Here is a 25,648-nt window from a genome sequence, read left to right on the forward strand (position 1 = left end):
ACATGGCAAATAAAATATACGGTAGTAAAATTTTGAAAATCCCCTTTAGAAATATCAAGTACAGACAGAACTATTCGAAATGGCACCCATTTTTATGGGGTGTAGTTGTTATAGGATTGTTATCTGTTGTGTCTTGCGAAGAAAAGGAAAAAGCAAAGACGGCTCACGCGTTACCGAATATCGTTTTGATTCTGGCTGATGACCTTGGGTATGGAGACTTAGGATCTTACAACCCCAACTCTTTGATACCCACACCAAATCTAGACCGATTGGCCTCCGAAGGCATTCGTTTGACCAATGCCTATTGTCCGGTTTCCGTGTGCTCCCCTTCTCGGTATGCCCTGATGACGGGAACCTATCCTTTTAGAAGTTGGAAAAAATCAGGGGTGTTGTCCAATTATGAACCATCGATGATGGCTGCTGGTCAATTGACGTTGCCAAAAATGTTGCAACAATCGGGCTATACAACGGCAGGCTTCGGAAAATGGCATTTGGGAGCCACATTTCCAACACTCGACGGGGAAAAGCCGGCGGGATATGGAAAGTTTAAGGCCGAAAATAATGGTGCGAACATTGATCTAAAAAAACCAATTACAGATGGACCCATGGACTACGGATTTGATCATTGGTTCGGTTTTAGCTGCGCGAGCGAATGCTGGGTTATGAATGGGAATAACATCGTTGCCGCTTTACAACATGATTTTTATAATATTGAAGCTGCTACGCAAAAAGACCATATTGAAATTATTCCTTCCGATGAGTATCTCAATATGATAACCAAGCAAAGTACACGTTTTTTAAAGGAACGTTATTCGGTGAAAACAGATAGTCCATTTTTTCTGTATTTTGCGCCCTATGTACCCCATATCCCGTTGTCGGTAAGTGATAAATTTAAAGGTACGACCAAAGCAGGGTTGTATGGTGATTATGTTTACGAACTAGACACTTATATTGGTGAAATATTGAACACACTCGATAGTTTGCAACAATCGCAAAATACGATTGTCCTTTTCGCCAGTGACAATGGATCTCAGTTTGAGATGACTGGGAACCATATTGACTTGGCCAATGCGAGCAATAGTCCTAAGGATGTTGTAAAAAAAGGAGCAAGTCCCGATGAACACCATCCAAACGGGGATTTAAGAGGAACAAAATGGACCATTTGGGAAGGAGGGGTACGAACTCCCTTTCTGGCAAGATGGCCCGGAAAATTTCCTTCAGGAGCTAAATCGGATCAACTTTTTGCCTTGAATGACGTACTGACTACGCTAAGTAGTATAGTAGGATTTGAACTTCCAATCGATGCGGCGGTAGATAGTTATGACCAACTTGCTGTTTTAATGGGGAAAGAGGAAGGTGCAAGGGAATCGGTCATTGTTCAATCTTCTAAAAATGATATAGGTATTAGAAAAGGAAATTGGAAATATATCGCACCTGACAATGAACGTCGCGAAGGGCAATTGTATAATCTTGAAGAAGACAGATCAGAATCGGTCAATAGATACAAAGAGCATCCTGAATTGGTTCAATCGATGAAAAAGGAATTGGAGGAAATTATTTCAAAAAAACATACGAGCACTCATAAAAACATTCAATAATAACAGTAGCAACCAATCTTAAATTTAAAAAAAGGACAAATGAAAACAAACAAACGAACTGTATGCTCATTATTTGTTGTATTGATTATGGCCATGTGTATATTGAGCTGTAATGACAAGACAGCTGAGGCAAAAGACCCTAACGCGGCCGACATTATTATTTATGGAGGCACTTCGGCGGCAATATCGGCAGCGGTAGAGGCCAAACGATCAGGGAAATCAGTTATTGTGGTCTCTCCTGACAAGCATTTGGGCGGATTGACCTCTGGAGGCCTGGGCTGGACAGATACTGGTAATAAAAGCGTAATTGGCGGACTCGCAAGGGAGTTTTATCATCGGGTATATAATCATTACAATACCGATGAAGCTTGGAAATGGCAGCCCCATAGCGAATATGGGAATACGGGACAGGGAACGCCTGCCATGGATGGTGAGAACCGAACCATGTGGATTTTTGAGCCACACGTGGCAGAAAATGTATTTGAAGATTTAGTCAGGGAAGAGAAGATATGGGTTGACCGTGATGAATGGCTAGATCGGGAAAAAGGCGTGGTCATGAAAGATGGTAGTATTGAATCGTTTACCACGTTGTCTGGCAAAACCTATACTGGTAAAATGTTTCTTGATGCCACTTATGAAGGTGATTTAATGGCCAGCTCAGGGGTGAGTTACCACGTTGGTCGCGAAGGCAAAGATGTCTATGGTGAAGAATGGAACGGCGTACAGACCGGAGTTTTGCACCACAATCATTGGTTTGAGTCCGATATTTCTCCATATGTAGTTCCTGGGGATCCTTCCAGTGGGTTGTTGCCTAGGGTCTCAGGGGAAGACCCGGGAGAAAAACATAGTGGCGATGATAAAATACAGGCCTACTGCTTTAGAACATGTATGACCAACCATGAGCCGAACAGAGTTCCCTTTCCCAAGCCTGAAGGTTACGATCCCATGCAATATGAATTGTTGGCCCGTGTTTTTGACGCCGGCTGGAAGGATTGGTTCAATAAGTTCGACGCGATTCCCAATCACAAGACCGATACCAACAACCACGGTCCGTTCAGTAGTGATAATATTGGTATGAACTATGATTACCCGGAAGCTTCTTACGAACGAAGAAAAGAAATCATTAAGGAACACGAGCAATATCAAAAGGGACTATTGTGGTTTGTAGCCAACGATCCGAGGGTTCCAAAAGATATTCAGTCTGAAATGCAAAAATGGGGGCTGGCCAAAGACGAGTTTACCGATAATGGCAACTGGCCGCATCAGATTTATGTTCGCGAAGCACGGCGCATGATCGGTGAATATGTTATGACCGAGAATGAGTTATTAAAGAAAAGAGCTACACCACAATCCGTTGGAATGGGATCTTATACTATGGATTCCCATAATGTACAACGCTATATAAAAGAAGACGGTTTTGTTCAAAATGAAGGCGACATTGGAGTGAAAACAGAAGGGCCCTATGCCATATCGTTCGGTTCATTAGTACCCAAAAAAGAGGAATGTAAAAACCTTTTGGTTCCGGTTTGCGTTTCATCAAGTCATATTGCCTTTGGTTCCATTAGAATGGAACCCGTATTTATGATTTTAGGACAATCGGCTGCCGCGGCTGCCGTACTTGCTCTTGATAACGAATCGGCCGTTCAAGATGTAGCTTACGAAGACCTAAAAAAAGTATTGCTTGAAAAGGGGCAAGTATTGGAATAATTCCAATTAATTTTATAAAGATTTAAAGCGATAGGTCCTCATTATTCATTGAAAATTTAGTTTTTTGAGTTAGTTTAGTTTTTTAAAGTTGTAGAGGGAATTTGGTGAAAACCTTATTCCCTTTTCTCTTTTAAAGAGGGCACTCTTAATTTTTAAATTGGAATAACGTACGGATTAAAAGAAATCCTAAATTATCAATACCTGAATCTATTGGCAAAAAGTAACTATTTAAGTCAATCAAATGCGCACTGAATTAAGGTTATCCCAATATAATGTTAAATATCAGTCTATTTTTTATAGATTTATCGTAGAGAATGCTATGCGATGAAAAACGGAACAGAAGATTCTAAGTTGTTGATAGGGTTGCAAAACAGTGATAACAACTCTTTTAGAGCCATTTATGACAAGTACTCCGAAGATCTTTTTAGTTATGCCATGAAGGTCATTAACAATCGAACGGTTTGTGAAGATATTATTCAGGATATTTTTATTGCGCTATGGTCAAAAAGGGAAAATACTAAAATTTCTGCTTTGAAACCATATCTTTTCCAAGCGGTAAAGTACCAGATTTTCAATCACTTTCGAAATACCAAATTTTCAAACGAAGACTTAACTCGCTTGAATATCATTGATGTTTCAATGAATGTTTCCCAAAAATTGGAATATTCCGAATTGGAAACGAGAATTCGGAACCATGTGGATAAGTTACCCCATAGGTGCCGTCAAATTTTTGTGTTGAGTCGCTATCAACACAAATCCAACAAAGAAATCGCTAAAGAGCTTGATATATCCGTCCAAGCTGTAAAAAACCAAATCTCTAAGGCGCTTGCCTTTTTACGAAGTAATCTTCAGTTAGAGGAAGTGGTTTTTCTTTCTCTTATATTACTGCATTAATCACAGCATTCATTGGTGAAACTCCCTTTTTTGCGAATAAGTCCGAGGTAAGTCGAACGGTTTCGATAAATCGCGTGTTTTGAGAATATGAAAAATTAATAAGGCAGTTTTTGCGGAATTTTAATTTTTTTTTGCTTTTGACGTGTACCATGATATCAATTTGGGTACTTATATATGAAATGGCCCATTAACCGTCCGATAGATGAATGCAAAAAAGGCAAAAAAACTATTTAAGAAATACGTGAACAATGAATGTTCTTCGGAAGAACTTGAATTGCTTGAAGGTTTTCTTGAGTCCTTTCAAAACGACGGCACTTCTTGGTCTGAACTCAGCTTTGATAAGGAACTAAAGGAGGAAGTTTGGTCAAAAATCAACATGCGGACAAATCAACGAAGACCAAAAAAAAAATATGATAAAAGGTTCTTTTTTAAATATGCCGCTGTAATTATATGCATTGTGGGGACGGTCATTATATGGGAAACTATTTCCAAAACAGAGCCAGCGCTCATAATCGAAGATAATCCGATTGTTTTAAAAACAGGAAACAATGAATTAAAGAATATAGTTCTGGGAGGTGGAGAGACTTTGCGTGATTCGAAAGGAAACATCATCGCTTCCCAACATAAGAATCAAATGGTTTATTCCGGTGAACCGACATCGGGGAAAATTGTCTACAATGAGATTCTGGTGCCAAAAGGAAAGACCTTTCAATTGATTTTGTCCGATGGAAGCTTGGTACATCTAAATTCCGATAGTTCATTAAAATATCCAGTGAGTTTTGTTCAAGGGGAAAAGCGAAAGGTTTTTCTAAATGGGGAAGCCTATTTCGAAGTGGCCAAAGATGCTGTGCACCCTTTTTCGGTTGTTTCCCAAGGAATGGATATTGAAGTATTGGGAACACGTTTTAATGTAAGCTGTTACAGTAACACCGAAGCACATACCGTTCTTTTAGAAGGTAGCGTTGCGGTGAGTAAGCAAACGAGTTTAGGTGAAGTACCCGATGCCCATGTCATTAAACCGGGGCAAAAAGCCACATTGGATGATGATGATGCGATGATTATTAGTGAAGTGAATGTTGATGACTATTTAGGGTGGCGAAATGGGTTCTTGGTTTTTAACAACGAAGCGTTTGAAAATATAGTCGAGAAAATTGAAAGACGGTATAATGTGGTTGTTGAAAATGACTATAAAGATCTTGATTCGATTGAATTCAGGGGAACTTTTGAAAACGAAACCATTGAAGACCTATTAAATACTTTTAAGGAAAGTGCAGGGTTCGACTACGATATTATAAATAACAGAATAGTAATCAAAAAACCAGAATAAATATGGCCTAAATAGTACAAAAAACGGGAAACGCTGCAACGTTCCCCGAATTAAATTGATTTCAACGCTACAATTAACTAATCAAAATCTCTTAAAACTATGGAAAAAAAACCATTGTTTTTCACTATTGTGGAAAACATTCTTAACAAGAATCGTACAGTGAAAATCTCGATTATATTGTTTGTCTTTGCCCTACTCAATCTTCATGCAAGTTCATATGCCCAAAATAAGAAAGTTACCCTTGAAGTAAATAATGAAACTATTGAAAGTGTATTTGAAAAAATAGAGGCTCAAAGCAAATTTCGCTTTTTCTATAAAACAGGGGAACTGAATGTCAATAGAAGGGTCTCTTTGAATGTTGATAGGCAGACTATAAAAGCCGTGCTTCAGAATTTATTTCCGAACGGAAAGGTATCCTATACCATGGTCAAGAACCAGATTGTATTAAAGAACAACGGAATAAAACCTCCCAGCGACCAAACCTCAAACACGGTTGCGGCTGAAACTACGGATGAATTGCAACAAGCAGTTGAAGGAACGGTTACCGATGAAACGGGCATTCCGCTTGCCGGAGCAAATATTGTTGAAAAGGGAACCACCAACGGTGTAACAGCCGATTTCGACGGTAATTTTAGCATAGAATTGACAAATACCGATGCAATCTTGATGGTTTCATACATTGGGTATGCAACTAAGGAAGTTCCTATAAACGGCCAAACGACATTGAACATTACTTTGGTGGAAAGTGCTGCAGGCCTTGATGAAGTTGTCGTTGTAGGTTTTGGTACACAGAAGAAGGTGAATGTAATTGGATCAGTTTCCCAAGTTTCATCAGAAGACATCGAAAATAGACCCGTTACCCAAGTTTCACAGGCCATTACTGGACAAATGCCGGGAGTTACCGTTATCCAGCGATCAGGAAGACCGGGGCAAAGCTCGGGAGCAATAAGTGTACGAGGTGTTGGCTCATTTGGTGCAACCCCCGACGCACTTGTACTCATTGACGGTATTGCAGGCAGTATGAACGATATCAATCCTGATGATATTAAGTCGATTTCAGTTTTAAAAGATGCCTCCTCGGCAGCAATATATGGAGCTAGATCGGCAAATGGAGTTATTCTTATAACAACAAAAACCGGTAGTGAAAGCAAGTTCTCCATCAACTATAATAGTTATGTAGGCTTTAATGATGCGACTGAACTTCCTGAATTTGTAAATTCTTGGGAGTATGCCGAAATGTACAATATAGCATCGGGAAGCAATAGTTTTTCGGCGGAAGACATCGAAAAATATAGATCTCAATCTGACTTGGATAATTATCCGAATACCAGATTTTTGGAAGATCTTTTTTCGAAAAATGGCGTGCAAACTTCTCATACCCTGACTGTCAATGGCGGTGATGAAAAGAACAAGTACTATGTTTCTGCCGGAATTTTAGAGCAAGATGGTATCATTCCAAAAAACAGTTTTAGCCGGTATAATGTTAGAATGAATTTGCAGAACAAGCTGGGCGATAAATTTGACTTAAGTACGCGAATGTTCGGCACCATAGAAGAACGTAAAGAACCGCAGGCGACAGCAAATAAAGGTAGTGCCGGCAATAGCTTTCAAGATCAGTTAATTCAAAACGCGGTGCGTTACCCTGCTGTATTTTTGGGGCAAGCTTCAAATGGCGACTATGGTATCGGCCCAGAAAGTGGTGGTACACCGACATCGTGGCTCGCTTCCGAATCTTATTTGACCAACCCACGGACAAGGGTGGGGGTTAATGTGAAGTTGGATTATAAGCCGACCGATAATTTGGTTTTTTCGGCGATAGGTGGATATAATTTTTCGCTCTTTGAACAGCGTTCTTATTTAGCTTCACAACGTTTGAATGAAGACGTGCTTTTGGGGCAATCACAGTTGGACCAGTTTAGCAATAAGGAGATTTTTAAAACCTTGCAATTCACAGGGGAATACTCCAAAGAATTTGGTGACCATGACTTCAGTTTGTTGGCTGGGTATTCCTTTGAAAATGAGGAGTTGTCATTTTTTGATGGGTACCGACAAGATTTTCCAAGTAATGATTATACGGTGTTGGATTTAGGGAGTGCCGAGAACCAACAGTCGGGAGGTTATGACGCAGAATGGGCATTACAATCGTTCTTTTCTCGTCTAAAGTATAGTTTCGACGAGAAATATCTTTTTGAGGCGACATTACGCTATGATGGTTCATCCCGATTTCCGGAAAGCAACAAGTATGCTATTTTTCCTGCTGCTGCAGTAGGGTGGAGGCTTTCCCAAGAATCGTTTCTGGAAGATGTAACCTGGCTTTCAAACCTGAAATTAAAGGCTTCTTGGGGTATTTTAGGAAATCAGAACATTGGAAACTATCCGTATCAAACAGTATTGGCCTCCGGACGCGATTACTCTTTGGGTGGAGGACTGTCCACTGGAGCGGCATATGCCACTTACCGGGATGCAAATATCAAATGGGAATCGACGGAAACGACCGATATCGGGGTTGAAACCGGTTTCTTTGATGGTAAGCTTACGTTGAACGCCACTTATTTTAAAAGAAATACGACCGACGTACTCTTTAAGCCATCATCTAGTGTATCGACTGTTTTAGGAGTGGGTATTAGTGAAACCAATACTGGGGCCGTTCAAAATACCGGTTGGGAGTTTGATCTAGGTCACCGAAACAGTATAGGCGATTTTAGTTATTCGATCAATGGTAATTTTTCAATTATAGAAAACGAAGTGGTTACTTTAGGTTTAGGTAATGTAGAGCAACCCAATGGTTTCGTTGGAAATGGATCTGATTTGTTTATTGGTTACCCCATGCAGATGTACTATGGCTATCAAACCGATGGCGTATTTCTGAATGACGGGGAAGTCAATAGCTGGCCCGATATGTCAGCAGTGAATCCTACGGCACAAGCAGGGGATTTAAGGTATAAAGATATCAGTGGACCTGACGGCGTGCCAGATGGGCAGGTCGACCCAACTTATGATCGAACGTATTTGGGAAGTAGAATTCCTAAATATACTTATGGGGCCAATGTAAATTTGAATTTCAAGAATTTTGATTTGTCGGTCTTTCTTCAGGGAGTGGCCGAAGTAAAAGGACAGTTGACCAACTATGCAGGTTATGCATTCTTTAACTTAGGAAATATACAACGTTGGCAGATGGATGGCAGGTTTGATCCGAATAATCCGGTACGTTACCCTGAGTATCCACGTTTGGAAGTCATAACAAACAGTGGAACTGCGAATACAACAACCTCTGATTTTTGGGTCATTGACTCTGGGTATCTACGCATTAAGAATGTACAATTGGGGTATAATGTACCTAAGAAAGCTACCGATGTCGTAGGCATCGACAATCTAAGATTGTATTTAGGTGCCGAAAACTTGCATTCTTTCAATTCGTATAGAAAAGGTTGGGATCCTGAAATCAACTCTGGTGGTTCATACTACCCTATTTTAACGACCTATACCTTCGGTGTAAATTTAAAATTTTAAGACGATGAACACATTATATATAAAATACTTCCCTACATCAATGTTTTTCAAGTTTCTGTTTACGGCCATCCTCATGACTGTAACTGTTTCTTGCGATAAAGAACTAGAACAATTCCCTAGTAACGCTTTTGCGAAAGATAACTTCTGGACATCGGAATCCAATGCAAATATTGCCCTAACGGGTGCTTACCGAGGAGCAGTTGAATATGGCACCCAAGTGGTTCCTTCCGATTGGTGGACCTACTGTGGTATTGTTTTTATGGAGTTTGCGACCGACAATGCCTATGATCGGCGTGGTGACAATTCAACACAAAATCGACTTACCAATGGCACACTACTTCCCAACAATAATGTGGTCAAGGGGTATTGGGACGGTTCATATCAACGAATCGCAATTTGTAATGATTTCTTGGAGAACATCGAGAATGTTGAAATGGATCAATCAAAAATAGACCGGATGAAAGCTGAGGTCTCTTTTCTAAGAGCTACCCAATACTTTTATATATCGCAGTTTTGGGGCAGTGCTCCATTGGTAACGGCTACCTTGACTCCTGATGAGGCCAATAATGTAGATAAGGCTTCAAAGGCAGAACTGGTCGCTTTTGTAGACAGTGAACTAAAAGCCGCTATTTCTGCCCTTCCGGCTTTTGGTGAATTGTCCGCTTCAGAGGCAGGCAGGGCCAGTAAACAGGCAGCCTTGGCCTTTTTAGGACGTTTGTATCTTGGTGAAAATGATTTTGCTGCTGCCTCTGCGGTGTATAAGCAGATTATTGATATGGGCGATAATATCATAGATCCCGATTATCAATCGCTGTTTATTCCCTCCAATGAAAATAGCAGTGAAAACATCTTCAGTAGCCAGTATTTCGGCGGACAGGCCGGGAATTCGCTACCTCAGCACGCTTATCCAGCGGTTGCATCGGGCTGGCACATTGTTAATCCACAGGGAAGTCTTGCCGATGCCTACGGTTTCGATGATGGCACACCACTATCTTATGACGACCCGAGATTTGATTATGATGATATGGGCGCAAATCGGGATCCGCGCTTTCGATATAATTTTATTTGGGACGGAGCTACTTTTAGCGGCCGAATCTATGATTGCCACCCCGACCATACCGAATCTGTTGATCAGCTCACCTATTCTAAACAAGCCACACGAACGGGTTATGGCTTACGTAAGTTTTTTGATGAGTCTTTTAGTGGAAATTTGCGTACCGACTACGGGGGCAATATTCCGATTATTCGATATGCTGAAGTATTATTGAGTTATTTGGAAGCCGAATTGGAGGCTGGTAATACCATTACGCAACAGTTGTTAGATGAGACGATTAATGCAGTACGGGGTAGGGCATCGGTTGGTTTGCCGCCGATTACCGAAACTGATCCTGCGACACTCCGACCGATTTTAAGAAATGAACGACGAATTGAGTTGGCACTCGAAGGACAACGTCTTTGGGATATTTTTAGATGGGGAATTGGTGATGAAGTTTTAGTAGGTGATTTCTGGGGAGCTCCCTTTCCGAATTCAACGCTATACCCAACCACTTCAAAGAAAATCGACGCACAATCTCGATGGTATGTCACCACTAAAAATTTTAGAGAGGGTGTTGATGATGTATGGCCGATACCCGAATCGGAAGTAAATGTCAATCCTAAATTAGGGAATTAAGCAGAACAGCGAAAATGACCATAAAAAGAAGAAAATTTATTCAAAATCTAGGACTTGCCGTACCCATGCTGGCAAGTCCTTTTAGCCCTATTCTAGCAAAAGAAATGACTTTGTCTCAGGAAGGCACACTAGACGTTGCCGATAAACCATTGAAGGCTGACTTTAAAAAGTTTAATGACAGGGTTTGGATCGGTAATTCATTTTGGGCCGTACCTATGGAAGATTGGGGAATTAAGAACGGCCGACTTGAATTTTCCGGTGTAGAGAAACAATCTCGCTTGCATGTGCTGACCCACGTACTTGGCAAAAATAAAGGAGATTTTGTACTATCGGGTAACTTAGGATTGCTGGAAGATAGAGACAATAAAGGGGCTGTCGGATTTGCTGTCGGAATAAAAGACCATACCGATTCGCAAAGTGTTAAGGCGGCTTGTTATTTTGGAAAAGGGGTTTCCGTTGGGATCAGTTTGAATAGCGAAATCTATATCGGTAACAAAAAAGCGACAATGCCCAATGGGTTTAGCTTTCAAGAATTTTCATTAAAGCTTGAAGGCCAGAACAATGGAAATCAGACAGAACTTATACTTTTAGCTACCGATGAAAATGGTAAAGAAGCAACTTTAGCGCATAGTGTAAAAGGTAACTTAGAGGGGTTGGTCGCCTTGGAAAACAAGGGCGAGCAAAAAAATGAGAGCACCTTTTGGTGGAGCGGAATGCAATTATCAGGCTCTAAAATAACACATAAACCTAAAAATAGCTTTGGTCCAATTTTATGGGCTATGTATACGCTGTCACGAGGCAAGCTGAAATTAATGGCGCAACTTCCTCCGATAGGGATTAAAGATTCACAAACTATTGAATTGGAGTTGTTTAAAAATGGAAAGTGGAAGAAAGAAACCAAAGGAAAAATCGATTCGGTTTCGTTTACTTCCATTTTTACCCTTGACGATTGGGATGCTTCTGAAGACATAAAGTATCGTTTGCGATACACTTTAGACAAAGAAAGATATAGCTATGACGGTGTGATACGAGAAGAACCAACGGACCGACCTTTAACGTTTGGCGGGCTTACTTGTCAACATGCGATGGGGTTTCCGTATCGTCCTTTGGTTGAAAACCTTGATAAGTCGAATCCTGATATGTTGTATTTTTCGGGGGATCAGTTGTACGAAGGTAATGGAGGGTATCCTATAAAAAGACAACCTGAAGATAAGGCTATACTCAACTATTTGGGTAAATGGTATATGTTCGGTTGGGCGTTCGGCGATGTGTTAAGAAATCGACCTAGTATCTGTACACCCGATGATCATGATGTGTATCAAGGGAACCTTTGGGGAGAAGGTGGAGAACGAATTTCATTTGAAGCATGGGCAAAAGTTCGCGATGCCCACGGTGGGTTAGTGCAAACTCCGAATTTCGTAAATATTGTAAACAAGACCCAATGTGGTCATATGCCCGAGGCCTATGATCTGGCGCCAATGAAATCGAACATCAGTACATGGTATACCCATTTGGTTTATGGAAAAGTAAGTTTTGCAATTGTTAGTGATCGGCTTTTTAAATCTGGTCCGGAAATGGTTAGACCCGGGCAGGGGAGAATTGATCATTTGACAGCACCGGTTAAGCCTGGTGACCTAGAATCAGATGGCCTTAATTTTATGGGCCAAAGACAGCTTGACTTTTTAAATAATTGGGTTGCCGATTGGAAAGGTGCAAACATGAAAGTATTGCTTAGTCAAACCTTGTTTTCAAACGTGGGCACGCATCATGGACCGGAAAAACAGTTTCTTTTCGGTGATCTTGATTCCGGAGGATGGCCGAAGTCAAGAAGAGATAAGGTAATCCAAACTATTAGAAAGGCCTGTGCTTTTCACATTAATGGGGATCAGCATTTACCATTTATGGTTCAATATAGCGTAGATGAGCCAAGGGACGGAGGGTGGACCTTCTGTACGCCTGCTATTTCTACGGGTTATCCGCGATGGGGGCAACCTGATGCGGTAAATGTGCCTTTTTCAGATAGACCAGCGCACGGTTTACCCAATACGGGATGTTATCGTGATGGTTTTGGTAATGATAACTATATCTATGCCGTAGGTAACCCTACCGATGATTTTGAAGAGGAAACAGATCGATATCAAAGAGCTCAGAAGAAAGCTTCTGGTTATGGCCTAGTAACTTTTAATACCTCTGAACGAACAATAAAAATGGAAGCAATTCGCTTTTTGGCAGATTTGGCGAAGACTTCTGAAGAAAACACCTATCCAGGATGGCCCTTGACAATACAACAAACCGATAATGACGGGCGAAGACCTTTAGGCTACCTTCCCAAAATAAAGACGGAAAGGCCTGACCAGATGTTGAAAATCGTTAAAGAAGATACGAAAGAATTGGTACGCGCCATACGAATTAAAGGCCACACTTATACACCTGCGGTTTACGATTTGGCCAAATATACTTTGATCGTCGGTGAAGGTAAATCGGAAACGGAGCTGACCGGAATAGAAATCACCATTGACCCTACAGAGGAAGTCTCGGTTTAGTAAAAAACCATAAATTTGAAACAAATTAATTATAAAAATACCAAACAGTTCATGACAAGTTTAAGGAATTATTTTTTCAAAGTCACGCTTTTATTGCTAGTGTTGTCCGGATGTAAATCAAAAGAGGAAAAAACGGTGGCGCAAGTCGAAAGCCCGAAGCAACCCAACGTTGTTTTTATTTATATGGATGATTTGGGTTACGGTGATGTAAGTGCATACGGGGCAACAGAACTTATTACGCCGAATTTCGATGCCTTGGCCGAAGGGGGTGTTCGCTTTACCAATGGTTATGCAACCTCGGCAACCTGTACACCAAGCCGATATGCAATACTTACGGGGCGTTATCCTTGGCGGAATAAAGATGCCAAAATACTTCCGGGTACCGCACCTTTAATCATAAGTACAGATCAATTGACCGTTCCAAAAATGTTAAAGGAAAAGGGTTACGCTACGGGCATTGTTGGCAAATGGCACTTGGGCTTGGGTAATGGAAACGTGAATTGGAACGAAAGAGTATCTCCGGGACCCAATGAAGTCGGCTTTGACTATTCTTATATATTGGCAGCAACGCAGGATAGGGTGCCTACAGTGTACATAGACAACGGAAATGTAGATGGTTTGGATCCGAACGACCCTATAGAAGTGAGTTATAAAAAGAATTTTGAAGGGGAACCCACAGGATTGAAGAATCCGGAGTTGACAACAATGAAATGGCACCATGGTCACAATAATAGTATTGTAAATGGAATTCCACGTATTGGGTACATGAAAGGTGGTGAGGCCGCCAAGTGGAGCGATATCGATATGGCAGATCACTTTCTGGCCAAAGCACAGGAATATGTTACTGCGCATAAAAATGAACCCTTCTTTTTGTATTATGCCTTGCAGCAACCACATGTACCGCGTACACCGCACCCACGTTTCGAGGGAAAATCAGGTATGGGGCCAAGAGGTGATGTTATTCTGGAAGCGGATTGGGTTGTGGGTGAATTCATGAAGACTTTAGAAAGTGAAGGACTGCTGGAGAATACACTTATTGTTTTTTCAAGTGATAACGGCCCCGTAGTCAACGATGGTTATTATGATGATGCTGTAGAGAAATTAGGAGATCATACACCTGCAGGCCCGCTACGTGGGGGCAAGTACAGTCTCTTCGAAGCTGGTACTCGTGTACCTTTTATAACTTATTGGAAAGGTACGATTTCACCTGGCACATCTGATGCGATGGTGAGCCAAGTAGATCTACTTACTTCGGTAGCCGCCTTGGTCGGTAGTGATAAAAAAGGTGAAGATAGCGAGAACCTTCTTGATGCTTTTATGGGAAAAACGGATAACGGTAGAAATGAATTGGTATTGGAAGCAACTTCAAGAACTGCTTTCAGACAAGGCGATTGGGCTATGATTCCACCATACAAAGGGACGGCCATTAATAAGTACGTAAATATAGAATTGGGTAATGACAGTGAATACCAATTGTACAATTTGAAAGAAGACTTGGGGCAAACCAAAAACTTGGCAAAAGAAAATCCAAAAAAATTGCAGGAAATGCTTCAATCCTACGAAGCTATTAGAGGTGAAAGTAATACTAAAATCAAGGAATTGGAATTGAAATAAAAATTAGGGGAACTCTTGCATTTAAAAAATGTAGAAAGGGAACCGAACATACTTAAAATACAGGCCGTGTAGGGGTAAAGCACTTTCGTAATGAGCGTGTTATATCGGGCACGGCTTTTTATTTTCTTTTTTATATGGAAAAAAAATTGGATATTTGAGGCATCATGAAGTTGTAAAATTATGTTTTATATAGATGTCACAGGGTTTATTCCCAAGAAGTAATCGAATCATCTTCGGTCGATTTTTGACGTCTCCTTTTTTTCAACATAATTTCTTCCAAAATGCAACATTCTAGTAGAATACCCTTTAAAAAAATAATTCAATATTTTGTTATAGCCGTAACTGGCAAAGAAACGGAATTTACGACCGGTAGCATTCGTAAGGCAATTTTCATGCTGTCCATTCCCATGATTTTGGAAATGATGATGGAATCTATTTTTGCCATTGTCGATATTGCCTATGTTTCCCAAGTAAGTGTAAATGCAGTAGCAACCATAGGCCTTACCGAGTCTGTAATCACCTTGGTGTATGCAGTGGCGATTGGTTTAAGTATGGCTGCAACTGCCGTTGTGGCCCGTAGAATAGGAGAAAAAGATATTCAAGGTGCCCGAGAGACCGCTGTTCAAGCTATTGCCCTAGGCGTTGTGGTTTCCACCATCGTGGGGGTGATCGGTTTTGTTTATGCCAAAGAAATATTGGCACTCATGGGCGGGGAGCCTGATCTGATTGCTGAAGGTTATGGGTATACCCAACTATTGATAGGGGGCAACATCACCATTCTCTTGTTGTTTTTGATTAACGCGATTTTCCGTGGCGCAGGAGATGCCTCTGTGGCAATGTGGGCATTGGTACTTTCAAACGGACTCAATATTATTCTAGACCCCATTTTTATTTTTGGATGGGGCCCCATTCCAGAATATGGTGTCACAGGAGCCGCCATTGCAACGAATATCGGACGGGGGACCGCCGTACTTTTTCAACTTTGTGTACTTTTCTTTGGATGGAGCCGTATACAAATCGGTTTTCAAGATATCGTCATCCGTTTTAAGGTGATGTTAAATCTTATCAGGGTTTCGCTGGGAGGCATAGCCCAGTTTTTAATCGGGACCTCTAGTTGGGTCTTTTTAATGCGAATGATGTCAGAGTTTGGAAGTGAAGTCCTTGCCGGGTATACGATTGCCATTCGCGTGATGATGTTTACGTTGATGCCATCGTGGGGCATGAGCAATGCTGCAGCAACATTGGTCGGTCAGAATCTGGGTGCACAGCAACCTGATCGGGCCGAAACTTCCGTTTGGAAAACTGGAAAGTACAACGCCTATTTTATGGGCGTTGTTTCCTTGATTTACCTGTTTTTTGCGTACGAAATTGTAGGATGGTTCAATACCAATCCCATAGTAATCGAAAACGGGGGACTCTGTCTTCAGATTATTGCTGGAGGCTATATTTTCTATGCCTACGGAATGGTCGTTACCCAAGCATTTAACGGAGCCGGCGATACAGGCACACCTACGAAGCTAAATGTATTTGCGTTTTGGTTGTTTCAATTGCCATTGGCCTATTTGATGGCGATAACTTTAAATATGGGGGCGATTGGCGTTTTTATAGCCATCACGGCAGCTGAAGTATTATTAGCGGTCATTTCTATGGTATGGTTTAAAAAAGGAAACTGGAAAAAAGTTAGGGTGTGATGCCGTTTTTGTAACTTTAATGCTTTTAAATTTCGATACAATGGATGAAAATAAAATAGGGCTAAATACCATTTGTACCCATGTTGGGGAAGTAAGGGACGAACAGTTCAAAGGAGCAATTTCTCCCTTGTACATGAGCACTTCTTATGCCTTTGAAGATGTAGAAGTTAAGCGATATCCGAGATATTTCAATACACCCAATCAAGAAGCTTTATGCAAGAAAATTGCACTTTTAGAGCATGCCGAATCAGGGTTGATTTTTGGCAGTGGCATGGCGGCGATAAGCACGTCGCTGATGGCATTTTTACAGGCGGGAGACCATGTGGTGCTACAACAAATATTGTATGGGGGAACCTTTCATTTGATTCATGAGGAATTCAATAAATTCGGAATCGAATATTCGTTTACCGAGGGTTGGCGGCCAGAAGACTTTGAGGCCAAAATACGACCTAATACCAAAGTCGTTTATATAGAAACACCATCCAATCCGCTATTGACGATTACAGATTTAAAGGGTGTGGCACAGATTGCTAAAAAACACGGAATCGTTTCCATGATCGACAATACATTTGCTAGCCCTGTAAATCAAAACCCTATTGATTTCGGTATCGATGTAGTTATTCATAGTGCTACAAAATATATGGGTGGTCATTCCGATATTTTGGCAGGTGCAGTTGCCTCATCCGAAGAAAATATCGATCGAATTTTCAGTTTGGCAAAGAACTTTGGTGGTAGCCTTAGCGATTACACCGTTTGGTTGCTAGAACGAAGCCTAAAAACTATGGGAATCCGGGTAAAGGCCCAGAATGAGAATGCCCAGCGTATGGCCGAATATTTGGACCGAAACGAGAATATTAAAAATGTATATTATCCAGGTTTGTCAAGTCATCCTGATCACGTCCTTGCAAAATCACAGATGAAAGGTTTTGGAGGGATGTTATCCTTTGAATTGAAAGATGATTTGGATGCATCACAATTTCAAAAATCCTTGCAATTGATTAAACCTTCCATGAGTTTGGCGGGTGTTGAAAGTACCGTGCTATCTCCAGCGCTCACTTCCCATGCTTTGTTAGGTACGGAGGAAAGGGAAAAACAGGGAATCTCGGACGGATTGATTCGATTTTCTGTTGGAATCGAAGAAATAGAAGACTTGATTGCAGATATAGAACAGGCAATGGAACAAGTGAAAGTAGCTGGAATACATATGTAGTAATGTATGTTATATTTTGGTGTGTTTGGTTCGATTGAATTACAGCGTATAAAAGAGAAGAAGTTGTTAAGAATGGGGCAAAATTTCGTCTAACCCGATAAATGTCCATATTTTTGCCCGCATTTCGTTAATCTTTGGGCTTTCATGCCTAATCGTTTGAAGCAAGCAGTTAAGCGGTGCAACCAAATTCACGAACAAAATAAGAGTAAATGAAATTAGATATATTGGTTTTCGGGGCCCATCCCGATGATGCCGAGCTAGGGGCAGGAGGCACAATTGCAATGGAAATCGCACAAGGAAAAAAAATAGGAATCGTTGATTTGACTCAAGGAGAACTTGGTACTAGAGGTTCCGCTGAAATCAGAAGTGAAGAGGCTGCTGCTTCGGCAAAAATTTTAGGTGTTTCAATTCGAGAGAATTTAGGCTTTTCCGATGGTTTCTTTGTGAATGATAGCGAACATCAAGTGGAGGTTATCAAAATGATTCGAAAGTATCGTCCTGAAATCGTGCTCTGTAATGCTGTGGAAGACAGACATATCGATCATGGCCGGGGAAGTAAACTAGTCAGTGATGCTTGTTTTTTAAGTGGGTTGGTTAAAATAGAGACGGTTTTGGATGATGAGGAAATACAGCCCGTCTGGCGACCAAAAAATGTATATCATTATATTCAATGGAAAAATCTGAAGCCTGATTTTGTGGTTGATATTTCTGGTTTTTTACACAAAAAGAAAGAAGCTATTTTGGCCTATTCTTCACAGTTTCACGATCCGAAAAGTTCAGAACCTGAAACCCCAATTAGCAGTGTTAATTTTCTAGACAGTGTAGAGTATAGGGCCCGAGACCTTGGACGATTAGTAGGGGTCGACCATGCGGAGGGTTTTACCACGGAAAAGCATATAGCTATCAAGAGCTTGAATGCTATTTTTTAAGCCGTTTGGTGATATATTTTTTTATTCTTTGGCAAGGTGAAGAAGAAGCAGCTTCCTATTCTTAGGTCGCTTTCTACCCATATGGAACCATTGTTATTCTCGACCATTTCTTTGCACAGTGATAGGCCAAGACCTGTTCCCTTTTCGTTATTGGTGCCATAGGTAGTCAAATTCGAATTCTTTGCGAATAACCTGTCAGTAGTAGCTTTGTTCATTCCCACACCTGTATCTTTTACTGAGATTAACCAGTGCTCGTTTTTTTCTACGGCTTCTATGGTTACCGTTCCATGTTCAGGAGTGAATTTCAACGCGTTGCTGATAAGATTTCGAACTACAATGTCAATTTGATTTCTATCTGACCAAGTAAGGGTATTATCTGCAATTTTATTGACGAGCTTTATTGATTTGTTTTCGGCAATTTCAGAAAGCAGATTGATGTTTTCTAAAACTAGGTTTTCGAGTGCTACGGTGTCCTGTTTGGTGACGGCACCGTTCATTTGACTTTGCCCCCATGAAAGCAGGTTGTTGAGCGTAAATGAAATGTGGTCAATATCCATTCTTAGTTTAGGAATAAAGCTCAGAAACTCGTTTTGGTCAATTTCGTTATCCTTGAAAAGCTTTAGTAAACCTTGAAAAGCTCCGATCGGACCTCTGAGATCGTGCCCGATAATAGAAAAAAGCTTGTCTTTGGTTTCATTGTTTTCCATCAATTGTTTTTCGTTGTGTTCTAAATCTTTGGTCTTTGTCTTTAATTCGGTATTAAGGTTTTTTTGTATCCTCTCATTTCTTCTTACTAATAGTGTAATGGTTAGAAAAACTGCTAAAATACCTAAAGCGGTATATACATAATTTCTTTGTTGTGCCAGGGCTTTTTCATTTTCTATTATGAGCTCTCGCTTTTGCTTATCATGCGCTATTTTGGTTTTGAGCATGGTAAGACTCTTTTTATTCTCGTTTCTTGATAAGGTATCGGTTATTTTCTGATAGATTTCATGATATTCCAACGCCGACGCAAAATTTTCTTTGTTCTTATTGACCTTATAAAGGGTTTTTGCGCATTTTTGCATGCCCTCAATAAAGTTTATTTTTTTTGAAGTATGAAAGGCTTTTAAGGCGTATTCTTGAGATATACTGTCTTTTTCAAGGCCGAGATACGCTTCTGCCATACCATTTAGTAAATCAATTTTTCCGCGTTCATCTTGCAATTTTTCATGAAGCATTTCACTCTGTTTGTACCAGTAGAGCGACCAATTAAGCTTTTGTTTTTTTAAATAAATTTTGCCTTTTATTTCGTAGGCATAGGCCAACCAATCGATGATTTCATTTTTTTCGAATACAGTAATGCTGCTGTTTATATTATACATAGCATACTCCAATTCACCCATGTCGGAATAAAGAGAGGCTATATTACTCATGGTTTCTGCTGAAAAAATGTCGCTCCCAAGTTTTTGGTTAATTTTCTTTACTTTTTTATAGAACTCCAAGGCCTGCTTGTAATCTTTTTGGGAGGCATAAAGACTGGCAATATTTTCATTGATGATCGAAAGCATCAAAAGATTATTTGTCTGTTCGGCCAATTCAATATTTTCGAGATGGCCACTTAACGATTTAGCATAGTCTCCCTTTAAATTGTATTCGCCCGATAGTTTATTTCTAGCCGTTAGAATCAGTTGCGTGTAATTCTCTTTGACCGAAAGGGCCAATGCTTTTTTATAATTTGAAATAGCCGTTGAATGATCTCCTTTGTCGGAGTAGTAGTCGCCTAGGCCTATAAGGGCATTTGCCTTTCCTAGTTCGTAGGATATCGAATTACTAAACTTTAAAGCCTGTTTTGAAAGATGTAAGAGGCTATCGGTTTTGTAAAAACGAATTTCCTTTCCCAACTTATTAAGTAGATTTATGTAAATGGTGTCATTAGAACTGAAATTTATATCGGATTTAAGCTGGTTTATTTTCGCTTCGATACTGTCCATTTTAATTTGCTGGGCATTAGAAATTTGCATGAACAGCAGCACCAAAGTAAAAAGTAATGGAAACTTCTTATTTTTATAAAATGAAGTCAAAATAGGGGTTTTGACCAATAGCATCGTCACGGTTAAATTATTCAAGATTTAAAGTTACTTCCTCGATACAGCTATTTAAAATTTATGTTGTGAAACGGTGTTTTTTGTGTGTTTTGACCCTAAAACAATGTATTTTGTCGATATCTAAATACTTTTTGTTGATTGTGGATAAGGGCATTGAGCCGTAGTTTAAGATGGCTCGAATTATCTTGTCAAAATAACCGGTCTTTTATTTTGAAAAATAAGTTAAAAAAAATTACCTTTGCCATCGCTTTGAAATGGTGGTTGTAGCTCAGCTGGTTAGAGTGCTTGATTGTGGTTCAAGAGGTCGCCGGTTCGAACCCGGTCTTCCACCCTTGATAATAGTTAAAAGCCCCGTCAATACTAACGGGGCTTTTTGTTTCACCTGTTTTTTGAAAATTATACACCGCCTAATTTTTATTTTATAGGAATTCTTCTTTTTTATCTTCAATCGAGGTATAGTTCAAACATAAAACCCGGTTGGGTATAGGAGGGGGGGCACTACTTACCGACTTGTATTTTATAATGGTATATTGATTGACAAACCTCTCTTCGCTATCTCAAAAAATTGAATGGGATACTTTCTATTTTAATTGGTCGCTTTGTCTACTGCAAGACGTTTATCACGATTGGCTACTTCCCATGCGGTATAGAAAATCAATCTTGTTCTATTCTGAAGCAGGTCATAGTTGATTTTATCAGGAGTGTCACCCGGTTTATGATAATCGGCATGTGTTCCATTAAAATAAAAAATTATAGGAATATTATTCTTGGCAAAATTGTAATGGTCGCTTCTATAGTAAAACCTATTGGGATCATTAACATCATTATAAGTATAGTCGAGTTCTATATTGGTATATTTTTTATTTACTTCTTCCGAAAGTTCGTGCAATTCGGTACTTAGTTTATCAGAGCCTATTAAATAAATATAATTGCGATTACCATCGCGCTTTGGGTCTATACGGCCTATCATGTCAATATTCAAATCGGCTACAGTGTTTTCTAAAGGAAAAATAGGTTCTACATCTGTGTAATACTGAGAACCGAGCAGCCCTTTTTCTTCACCGGTAACATGAAGGAAAACAATGGATCTTTTAGGTCCATGACCGGCGTCTGCGGCCATTTTAAAAGCCTTTGCAATCGACAACATTGCCACACTACCGGAGCCGTCATCGTCGGCACCATTATTGATTTGGCCATCGGCATTCACGCCAATATGGTCTAGATGTGATGAGATTATAACATATTCTTCCGGTTTTTCGGAACCTTTTAGAATAGCCACTACATTTTCCGATTCAACTTGATTATTTGGGCTGGTAACCTTTAAATTTAGGGATAGTGGAATTTGTCTTGGTTTCTGATCTTTTTCTATCGTTGGTAGAATGGCTTTTGCAAAAACGTCATCGGCAAAAAAGCTTACGAACTCGGCATCTTTATTGGTTTTCAGCACCATCCGACCGCGGTCGTTTCGCCTCATCACCTCAAACCTATTCTTAAAACGCCCAAAATTGGCAAGATCGAAGAATATTATTCCTTTAGCACCTTTCTCGGAAGCCAACTCCATTCGTTTTCCAATAGATTCTGACATATTGCTCCAAATAGATTTTTCGTTGTTTCCTGAAAGGGTGAAATTTCCATCGGCGTTCAAAGGTTCTCCAGATTTTACCAAAACAATTTTTCCGGAAACATCGAGATGCTTATAATCAGAATATGCGTCTTGTTCGATACCGTAACCGGCATAAATGATTTCCTTATAATCACCTTCGACTGCCGCAAAAGTCAATATATGTTGTCCAATAGGAAAATCTTCGCCATTTACACTAACTGAGCCAGATGGAAGCTTGCTGAGTTCTAAAGGTACTTCTTGAAAGTAATCCCCATCTTTTTTTGCAGCAGGAATGCCTAATTTTTGATAATAGGCCTTTAAATATTCAACAGCTTTTTTTTGTCCAGGTTGGCCGGTTTCCCGACCCTCGAACTCGTCAGAAGCATACGTATACAAATGTTCTTTTAATTCGGCCTCCGTAATGCTTTCAGCATAGTCTATTGGGTCATATTCAGTCTTTTGAGAGTTTACGGCCTCTGAAACTGTTTTCTGTGATGAATTGCAGGCTAGGAACAACCCCGTAACTATGACAATTAGTTTTTTCATTCTTATGGATATGGGTAAGTAATTCGAAATTCAGCAAAATTATGAAAACAAAAGGAAAAACTAGAGATGCTTCTAGAATTATATAGGCGCCAACCTGTTAACTTTTTAAAAAGAAAAAATACGCATCCTATTTTTATCGACTTTTGCTTTGATAGCCGTATTTTAAGAAAAAAATACAACGGGTCTAGGCTACACGGGAATGTTTAATGGATACAGAAATGAGTCGGTAGAACCGTTAATTCGGCGAAATCTTTTTTTAAGATGCTTTGAGAATTGCAAATATTATGTGAAATAGTAGCATATATTTTTTTTTGGGCTAAAATAGTCCTAGAATTGGCCAACATTGGTACATTTATTCTAGTCCATTGCACCTATTTTTGTGCTACTCACTAAGATTATATGGACTGTTCAGTATTTATAATTATAAAATTTTAGACATTATGATAAGCGGGAAAAATTATATTGGAAACAAAAAATCGTCAAAAGGAAATAAAACATACCGGACATTTGACCCAAATTTGAATATTGCCACCGAATGGGAATTCTATGAAGCAAGCAGCGAAGAAATCGATGAAGCCGTCGATTTGGCGACTAAGGCATTTTCAGAATACAAGAATTATTCGGGTATTAAAAAGGCTGAATTTCTAAAGACTATTGCTGATGAAATCGAGGCTCTTGGCGATGAGTTGATTCAAACATATGTAAAAGAGTCAGGTCTACCTGAAGGCAGGGCAAAGGGAGAAAGAGGTCGAACTATGGGGCAGTTACGCGCGTTTGCCACACTTTTAGAAGAGGGATCGTGGGTCGAAGCTACTATTGATGAGGCACAACCCGATCGACAGCCAATGCCAAAAGTCGATATCCGAAAAATGCTGGTGCCTATTGGACCTATTGTAGTTTTTGGATCCAGTAATTTTCCATTTGCCTTTTCTACGGCCGGGGGAGATACCGCAAGCGTTTTGGCTTCGGGATGTCCCGTTATCGTAAAAAGTCACCCCATGCATGCAGGTACTGGAGAGTTGGTTTCTTTGGCAATTCTAAAAGCAGCGGAAAAAACAGGAATGCCGAACGGGGTATTCTCAAACCTTAATAGTAGTGGTATTGAGGTGGGGCAGCAATTGGTGATGCATTCAGGGGTGAAAGGAGTAGGTTTTACCGGAAGTATAAAAGGCGGTACGGCTCTTTATAAACTAGCCAATGAAAGAAAAGAGCCTATACCTGTATTTGCAGAAATGGGAAGTATAAACCCTGTGGTAGTACTGCCATCGGCCTTAAATGAAAAGAGCGAAGATTGGGCAAAACAGTATGCAGGTTCTATTATGTTGGGAGCTGGTCAATTTTGTACAAACCCTGGTTTGATTTTAGGTTTAAAAAGCGAAACCTTTTCAAATTTCACCACCACTTTGGGCACTGAAATCTCGACCTTGTTACCTAGCGTTATGTTACATCCTAATATTCATAAGGGTTTTGAAAAAGGAAAGCAGAATTTATCGTCGCAACCAGAAACTTCGGTAGTTGCTTCTTACGATGCAGCCGCAGCACCTAATTTTGCCCAGCAAAAAGTATTAAGGGTTTCTGGAAGTGATTTCTTAAAAAACCCTACACTTCATACCGAAGTATTCGGGCCGTTTTCCATTGTCGTTGAATGCGACGATGCAAAAGAATTGGAAACAATTTTAAATGCCCTGGAAGGGCAGTTGACCGGAACTATCTTAGGGAACGAAAATGAAGTAAAGGAGTATACGGCAGTGGTAGACGCATTGCAGAGCAGGGTAGGGCGTATCATTTTTAATGGGGTGCCAACAGGTGTAGAAGTTTGCCCATCAATGCACCACGGCGGGCCTTTTCCTGCCTCTTCGGATAGTCGATTCACTTCGGTTGGAACTTCGGCCATCAAGCGATGGGTACGACCGGTATCGTTCCAAAACTGGCCCCAAGAGTCGTTACCTGATGCTTTAAAAGATAAGAATCCTTTGGGTTTGACGCGAATTGTAAATGGCTTGCATAGCAATGCCGAAATCTAATAGGGTTCTTACAATCTAATAAAGTTCTTGGAATATTTGTAGGAATAACAATCGTTTTTCAAGTCATCATACTTGACGCCGTAATGTTTTAAGCGAACAAAATGGGGAACGGGAAAACTAGCAGGAAGAATCGCTGATAATTTTCCATTCCCCATTTATATATTTAAAAACAATCATAAAGGTGCCGTTAGCATCTCCCACTTCCCGTTCTAAGAAATATTCTCCCATAACATAATAAGCCTCTTTGTTAATTTTGGTAATCTTGGCAATTTTAAACTTTAAAGTACCCGTATGGGCTTTGCTCGGGTATCCCTTTTTATAGTTGTCCAATGTGGTTTGCCAGCCTTGCGTAATCTTGCCACGACTAAAGTAAGTGAGCGAATCCGATTTCCAATAACCTTGCATAAAGCCTTCCAGGTCACCTTCAGACCATGCACGCTCTTGTTGGTCAAGAATGGACTGTATTTGTGCGATGTCATTATTATCCGACGTCTGGGCATAGCCAGAAGCGAGACATAGCAAAACGAGAAAAGTTGAGAGTGTCTTCATACATTTTGATTTGAATGGGTACTATACATAATCGATTCGAAAGAACTTTATAAACAGAAGCATTGATTTTGAGCCAAACTCTTTGGGTACGGCTATCGGATTTAAAGTAAAACTTCACTATATTGTTTCCATATTCAATATATT

The 25,648-nt window shown here is 40.2% G+C and carries 15 protein-coding genes and 1 tRNA gene; 13 read left to right on the forward strand and 3 right to left on the reverse strand.

The features are described 5' to 3' along the window. Positions 1 to 2: 2 nt before the first annotated feature. The 11 genes from AACZ88_RS16895 (at position 3) to bshB1 (ending at position 18,695) form a co-directional block, all read left to right on the forward strand. Positions 3 to 1,598, forward strand: coding sequence for an arylsulfatase (locus tag AACZ88_RS16895; RefSeq protein ID WP_339712657.1), 1,596 nt, complete (start codon positions 3 to 5; stop codon positions 1,596 to 1,598). A 39-nt stretch (positions 1,599 to 1,637) separates the two neighbouring features. Next, positions 1,638 to 3,305: an FAD-dependent oxidoreductase gene (locus tag AACZ88_RS16900; RefSeq protein ID WP_339712660.1), complete on the forward strand. Its 1,668-nt coding sequence runs from the start codon at positions 1,638 to 1,640 to the stop codon at positions 3,303 to 3,305. Between the two features lie 324 nt (positions 3,306 to 3,629). Next, positions 3,630 to 4,199: an RNA polymerase sigma-70 factor gene (locus AACZ88_RS16905; protein ID WP_339712663.1), complete on the forward strand. Its 570-nt coding sequence runs from the start codon at positions 3,630 to 3,632 to the stop codon at positions 4,197 to 4,199. A 202-nt stretch (positions 4,200 to 4,401) separates the two neighbouring features. After that, entirely contained in the window at positions 4,402 to 5,526 is a 1,125-nt protein-coding gene (locus AACZ88_RS16910; RefSeq protein ID WP_339712666.1) for a FecR domain-containing protein, read from the forward strand. 99 nt (positions 5,527 to 5,625) lie between these two features. Next, the gene (locus tag AACZ88_RS16915; RefSeq protein WP_339712669.1) at positions 5,626 to 9,036 is read left to right on the forward strand and encodes a TonB-dependent receptor; all 3,411 of its coding nucleotides are present in this window, start codon (positions 5,626 to 5,628) and stop codon (positions 9,034 to 9,036) included. A 4-nt stretch (positions 9,037 to 9,040) separates the two neighbouring features. Continuing rightward, positions 9,041 to 10,708 carry a RagB/SusD family nutrient uptake outer membrane protein gene (locus tag AACZ88_RS16920; protein ID WP_339712672.1) on the forward strand — a complete coding sequence of 556 codons (1,668 nt, stop codon included), beginning with the start codon at positions 9,041 to 9,043 and terminating at the stop codon, positions 10,706 to 10,708. Positions 10,709 to 10,722: 14 nt separating this feature from the next. Then, on the forward strand, positions 10,723 to 13,251 hold the full coding sequence (locus AACZ88_RS16925) for an alkaline phosphatase D family protein (RefSeq protein ID WP_339712675.1): 2,529 nt from the start codon (positions 10,723 to 10,725) through the stop codon (positions 13,249 to 13,251). A gap of 51 nt (positions 13,252 to 13,302) precedes the next feature. Continuing rightward, positions 13,303 to 14,865, forward strand: a complete 1,563-nt coding sequence (locus AACZ88_RS16930; protein ID WP_339712972.1) for an arylsulfatase — start codon at positions 13,303 to 13,305, stop codon at positions 14,863 to 14,865. A gap of 281 nt (positions 14,866 to 15,146) precedes the next feature. Further along, positions 15,147 to 16,556, forward strand: a complete 1,410-nt coding sequence (locus AACZ88_RS16935) for an MATE family efflux transporter (RefSeq protein WP_339712678.1) — start codon at positions 15,147 to 15,149, stop codon at positions 16,554 to 16,556. Positions 16,557 to 16,596: 40 nt separating this feature from the next. Then, positions 16,597 to 17,766, forward strand: coding sequence for a PLP-dependent aspartate aminotransferase family protein (locus AACZ88_RS16940; protein ID WP_339712681.1), 1,170 nt, complete (start codon positions 16,597 to 16,599; stop codon positions 17,764 to 17,766). A gap of 209 nt (positions 17,767 to 17,975) precedes the next feature. After that, positions 17,976 to 18,695: a bacillithiol biosynthesis deacetylase BshB1 gene (gene bshB1, locus AACZ88_RS16945; RefSeq protein WP_339712684.1), complete on the forward strand. Its 720-nt coding sequence runs from the start codon at positions 17,976 to 17,978 to the stop codon at positions 18,693 to 18,695. Here the strand turns inward: bshB1 and AACZ88_RS16950 are convergent. Beyond that, positions 18,692 to 20,803: a tetratricopeptide repeat-containing sensor histidine kinase gene (locus AACZ88_RS16950; protein WP_339712686.1), complete on the reverse strand. Its 2,112-nt coding sequence runs from the start codon at positions 20,801 to 20,803 to the stop codon at positions 18,692 to 18,694. The two genes, bshB1 and AACZ88_RS16950, sit on opposite strands and share 4 nt — an antisense overlap. 235 nt (positions 20,804 to 21,038) lie before the next feature. Here AACZ88_RS16950 and AACZ88_RS16955 point away from each other — a divergent pair. Beyond that, positions 21,039 to 21,114: transfer RNA gene (locus tag AACZ88_RS16955), tRNA-His, on the forward strand. A gap of 254 nt (positions 21,115 to 21,368) precedes the next feature. Here the strand turns inward: AACZ88_RS16955 and AACZ88_RS16960 are convergent. After that, complete coding sequence (locus AACZ88_RS16960) at positions 21,369 to 22,931, reverse strand: M28 family peptidase (RefSeq protein WP_339712688.1); 1,563 nt, start codon at positions 22,929 to 22,931, stop codon at positions 21,369 to 21,371. A 440-nt stretch (positions 22,932 to 23,371) separates the two neighbouring features. On the opposite strand from AACZ88_RS16960, the gene AACZ88_RS16965 reads away from it, so the two are divergent. Further along, positions 23,372 to 24,955 carry an aldehyde dehydrogenase (NADP(+)) gene (locus AACZ88_RS16965; RefSeq protein ID WP_339712690.1) on the forward strand — a complete coding sequence of 528 codons (1,584 nt, stop codon included), beginning with the start codon at positions 23,372 to 23,374 and terminating at the stop codon, positions 24,953 to 24,955. 117 nt (positions 24,956 to 25,072) lie between these two features. On the opposite strand, the gene AACZ88_RS16970 is transcribed toward AACZ88_RS16965, so the two are convergent. Continuing rightward, complete coding sequence (locus AACZ88_RS16970) at positions 25,073 to 25,504, reverse strand: nuclear transport factor 2 family protein (protein WP_339712693.1); 432 nt, start codon at positions 25,502 to 25,504, stop codon at positions 25,073 to 25,075. Positions 25,505 to 25,648 lie beyond the last annotated feature (144 nt).

Source organism: uncultured Kriegella sp., from assembly GCF_963975415.1.
In the GTDB taxonomy this organism is placed as follows: Bacteria; Bacteroidota; Bacteroidia; order Flavobacteriales; family Flavobacteriaceae; genus Kriegella.

Excerpts from the sequence above, each read along its gene's own strand:
- AACZ88_RS16895 (WP_339712657.1), top strand. The coding sequence starts at position 3 with ATGGCAAATAAAATATACGGTAGTAAAATTTTGAAAATCCCCTTTAGA.
- AACZ88_RS16900 (WP_339712660.1), top strand. The coding sequence starts at position 1,638 with ATGAAAACAAACAAACGAACTGTATGCTCATTATTTGTTGTATTGATT.
- AACZ88_RS16905 (WP_339712663.1), top strand. The coding sequence starts at position 3,630 with ATGAAAAACGGAACAGAAGATTCTAAGTTGTTGATAGGGTTGCAAAAC.
- AACZ88_RS16910 (WP_339712666.1), top strand. The coding sequence starts at position 4,402 with ATGAATGCAAAAAAGGCAAAAAAACTATTTAAGAAATACGTGAACAAT.
- AACZ88_RS16915 (WP_339712669.1), top strand. The coding sequence starts at position 5,626 with ATGGAAAAAAAACCATTGTTTTTCACTATTGTGGAAAACATTCTTAAC.
- AACZ88_RS16920 (WP_339712672.1), top strand. The coding sequence starts at position 9,041 with ATGAACACATTATATATAAAATACTTCCCTACATCAATGTTTTTCAAG.
- AACZ88_RS16925 (WP_339712675.1), top strand. The coding sequence starts at position 10,723 with ATGACCATAAAAAGAAGAAAATTTATTCAAAATCTAGGACTTGCCGTA.
- AACZ88_RS16930 (WP_339712972.1), top strand. The coding sequence starts at position 13,303 with ATGACAAGTTTAAGGAATTATTTTTTCAAAGTCACGCTTTTATTGCTA.
- AACZ88_RS16935 (WP_339712678.1), top strand. The coding sequence starts at position 15,147 with ATGCAACATTCTAGTAGAATACCCTTTAAAAAAATAATTCAATATTTT.
- AACZ88_RS16940 (WP_339712681.1), top strand. The coding sequence starts at position 16,597 with ATGGATGAAAATAAAATAGGGCTAAATACCATTTGTACCCATGTTGGG.
- bshB1 (WP_339712684.1), top strand. The coding sequence starts at position 17,976 with ATGAAATTAGATATATTGGTTTTCGGGGCCCATCCCGATGATGCCGAG.
- AACZ88_RS16960 (WP_339712688.1), bottom strand. The coding sequence starts at position 22,931 with ATGAAAAAACTAATTGTCATAGTTACGGGGTTGTTCCTAGCCTGCAAT.
- AACZ88_RS16965 (WP_339712690.1), top strand. The coding sequence starts at position 23,372 with ATGATAAGCGGGAAAAATTATATTGGAAACAAAAAATCGTCAAAAGGA.
- AACZ88_RS16970 (WP_339712693.1), bottom strand. The coding sequence starts at position 25,504 with ATGAAGACACTCTCAACTTTTCTCGTTTTGCTATGTCTCGCTTCTGGC.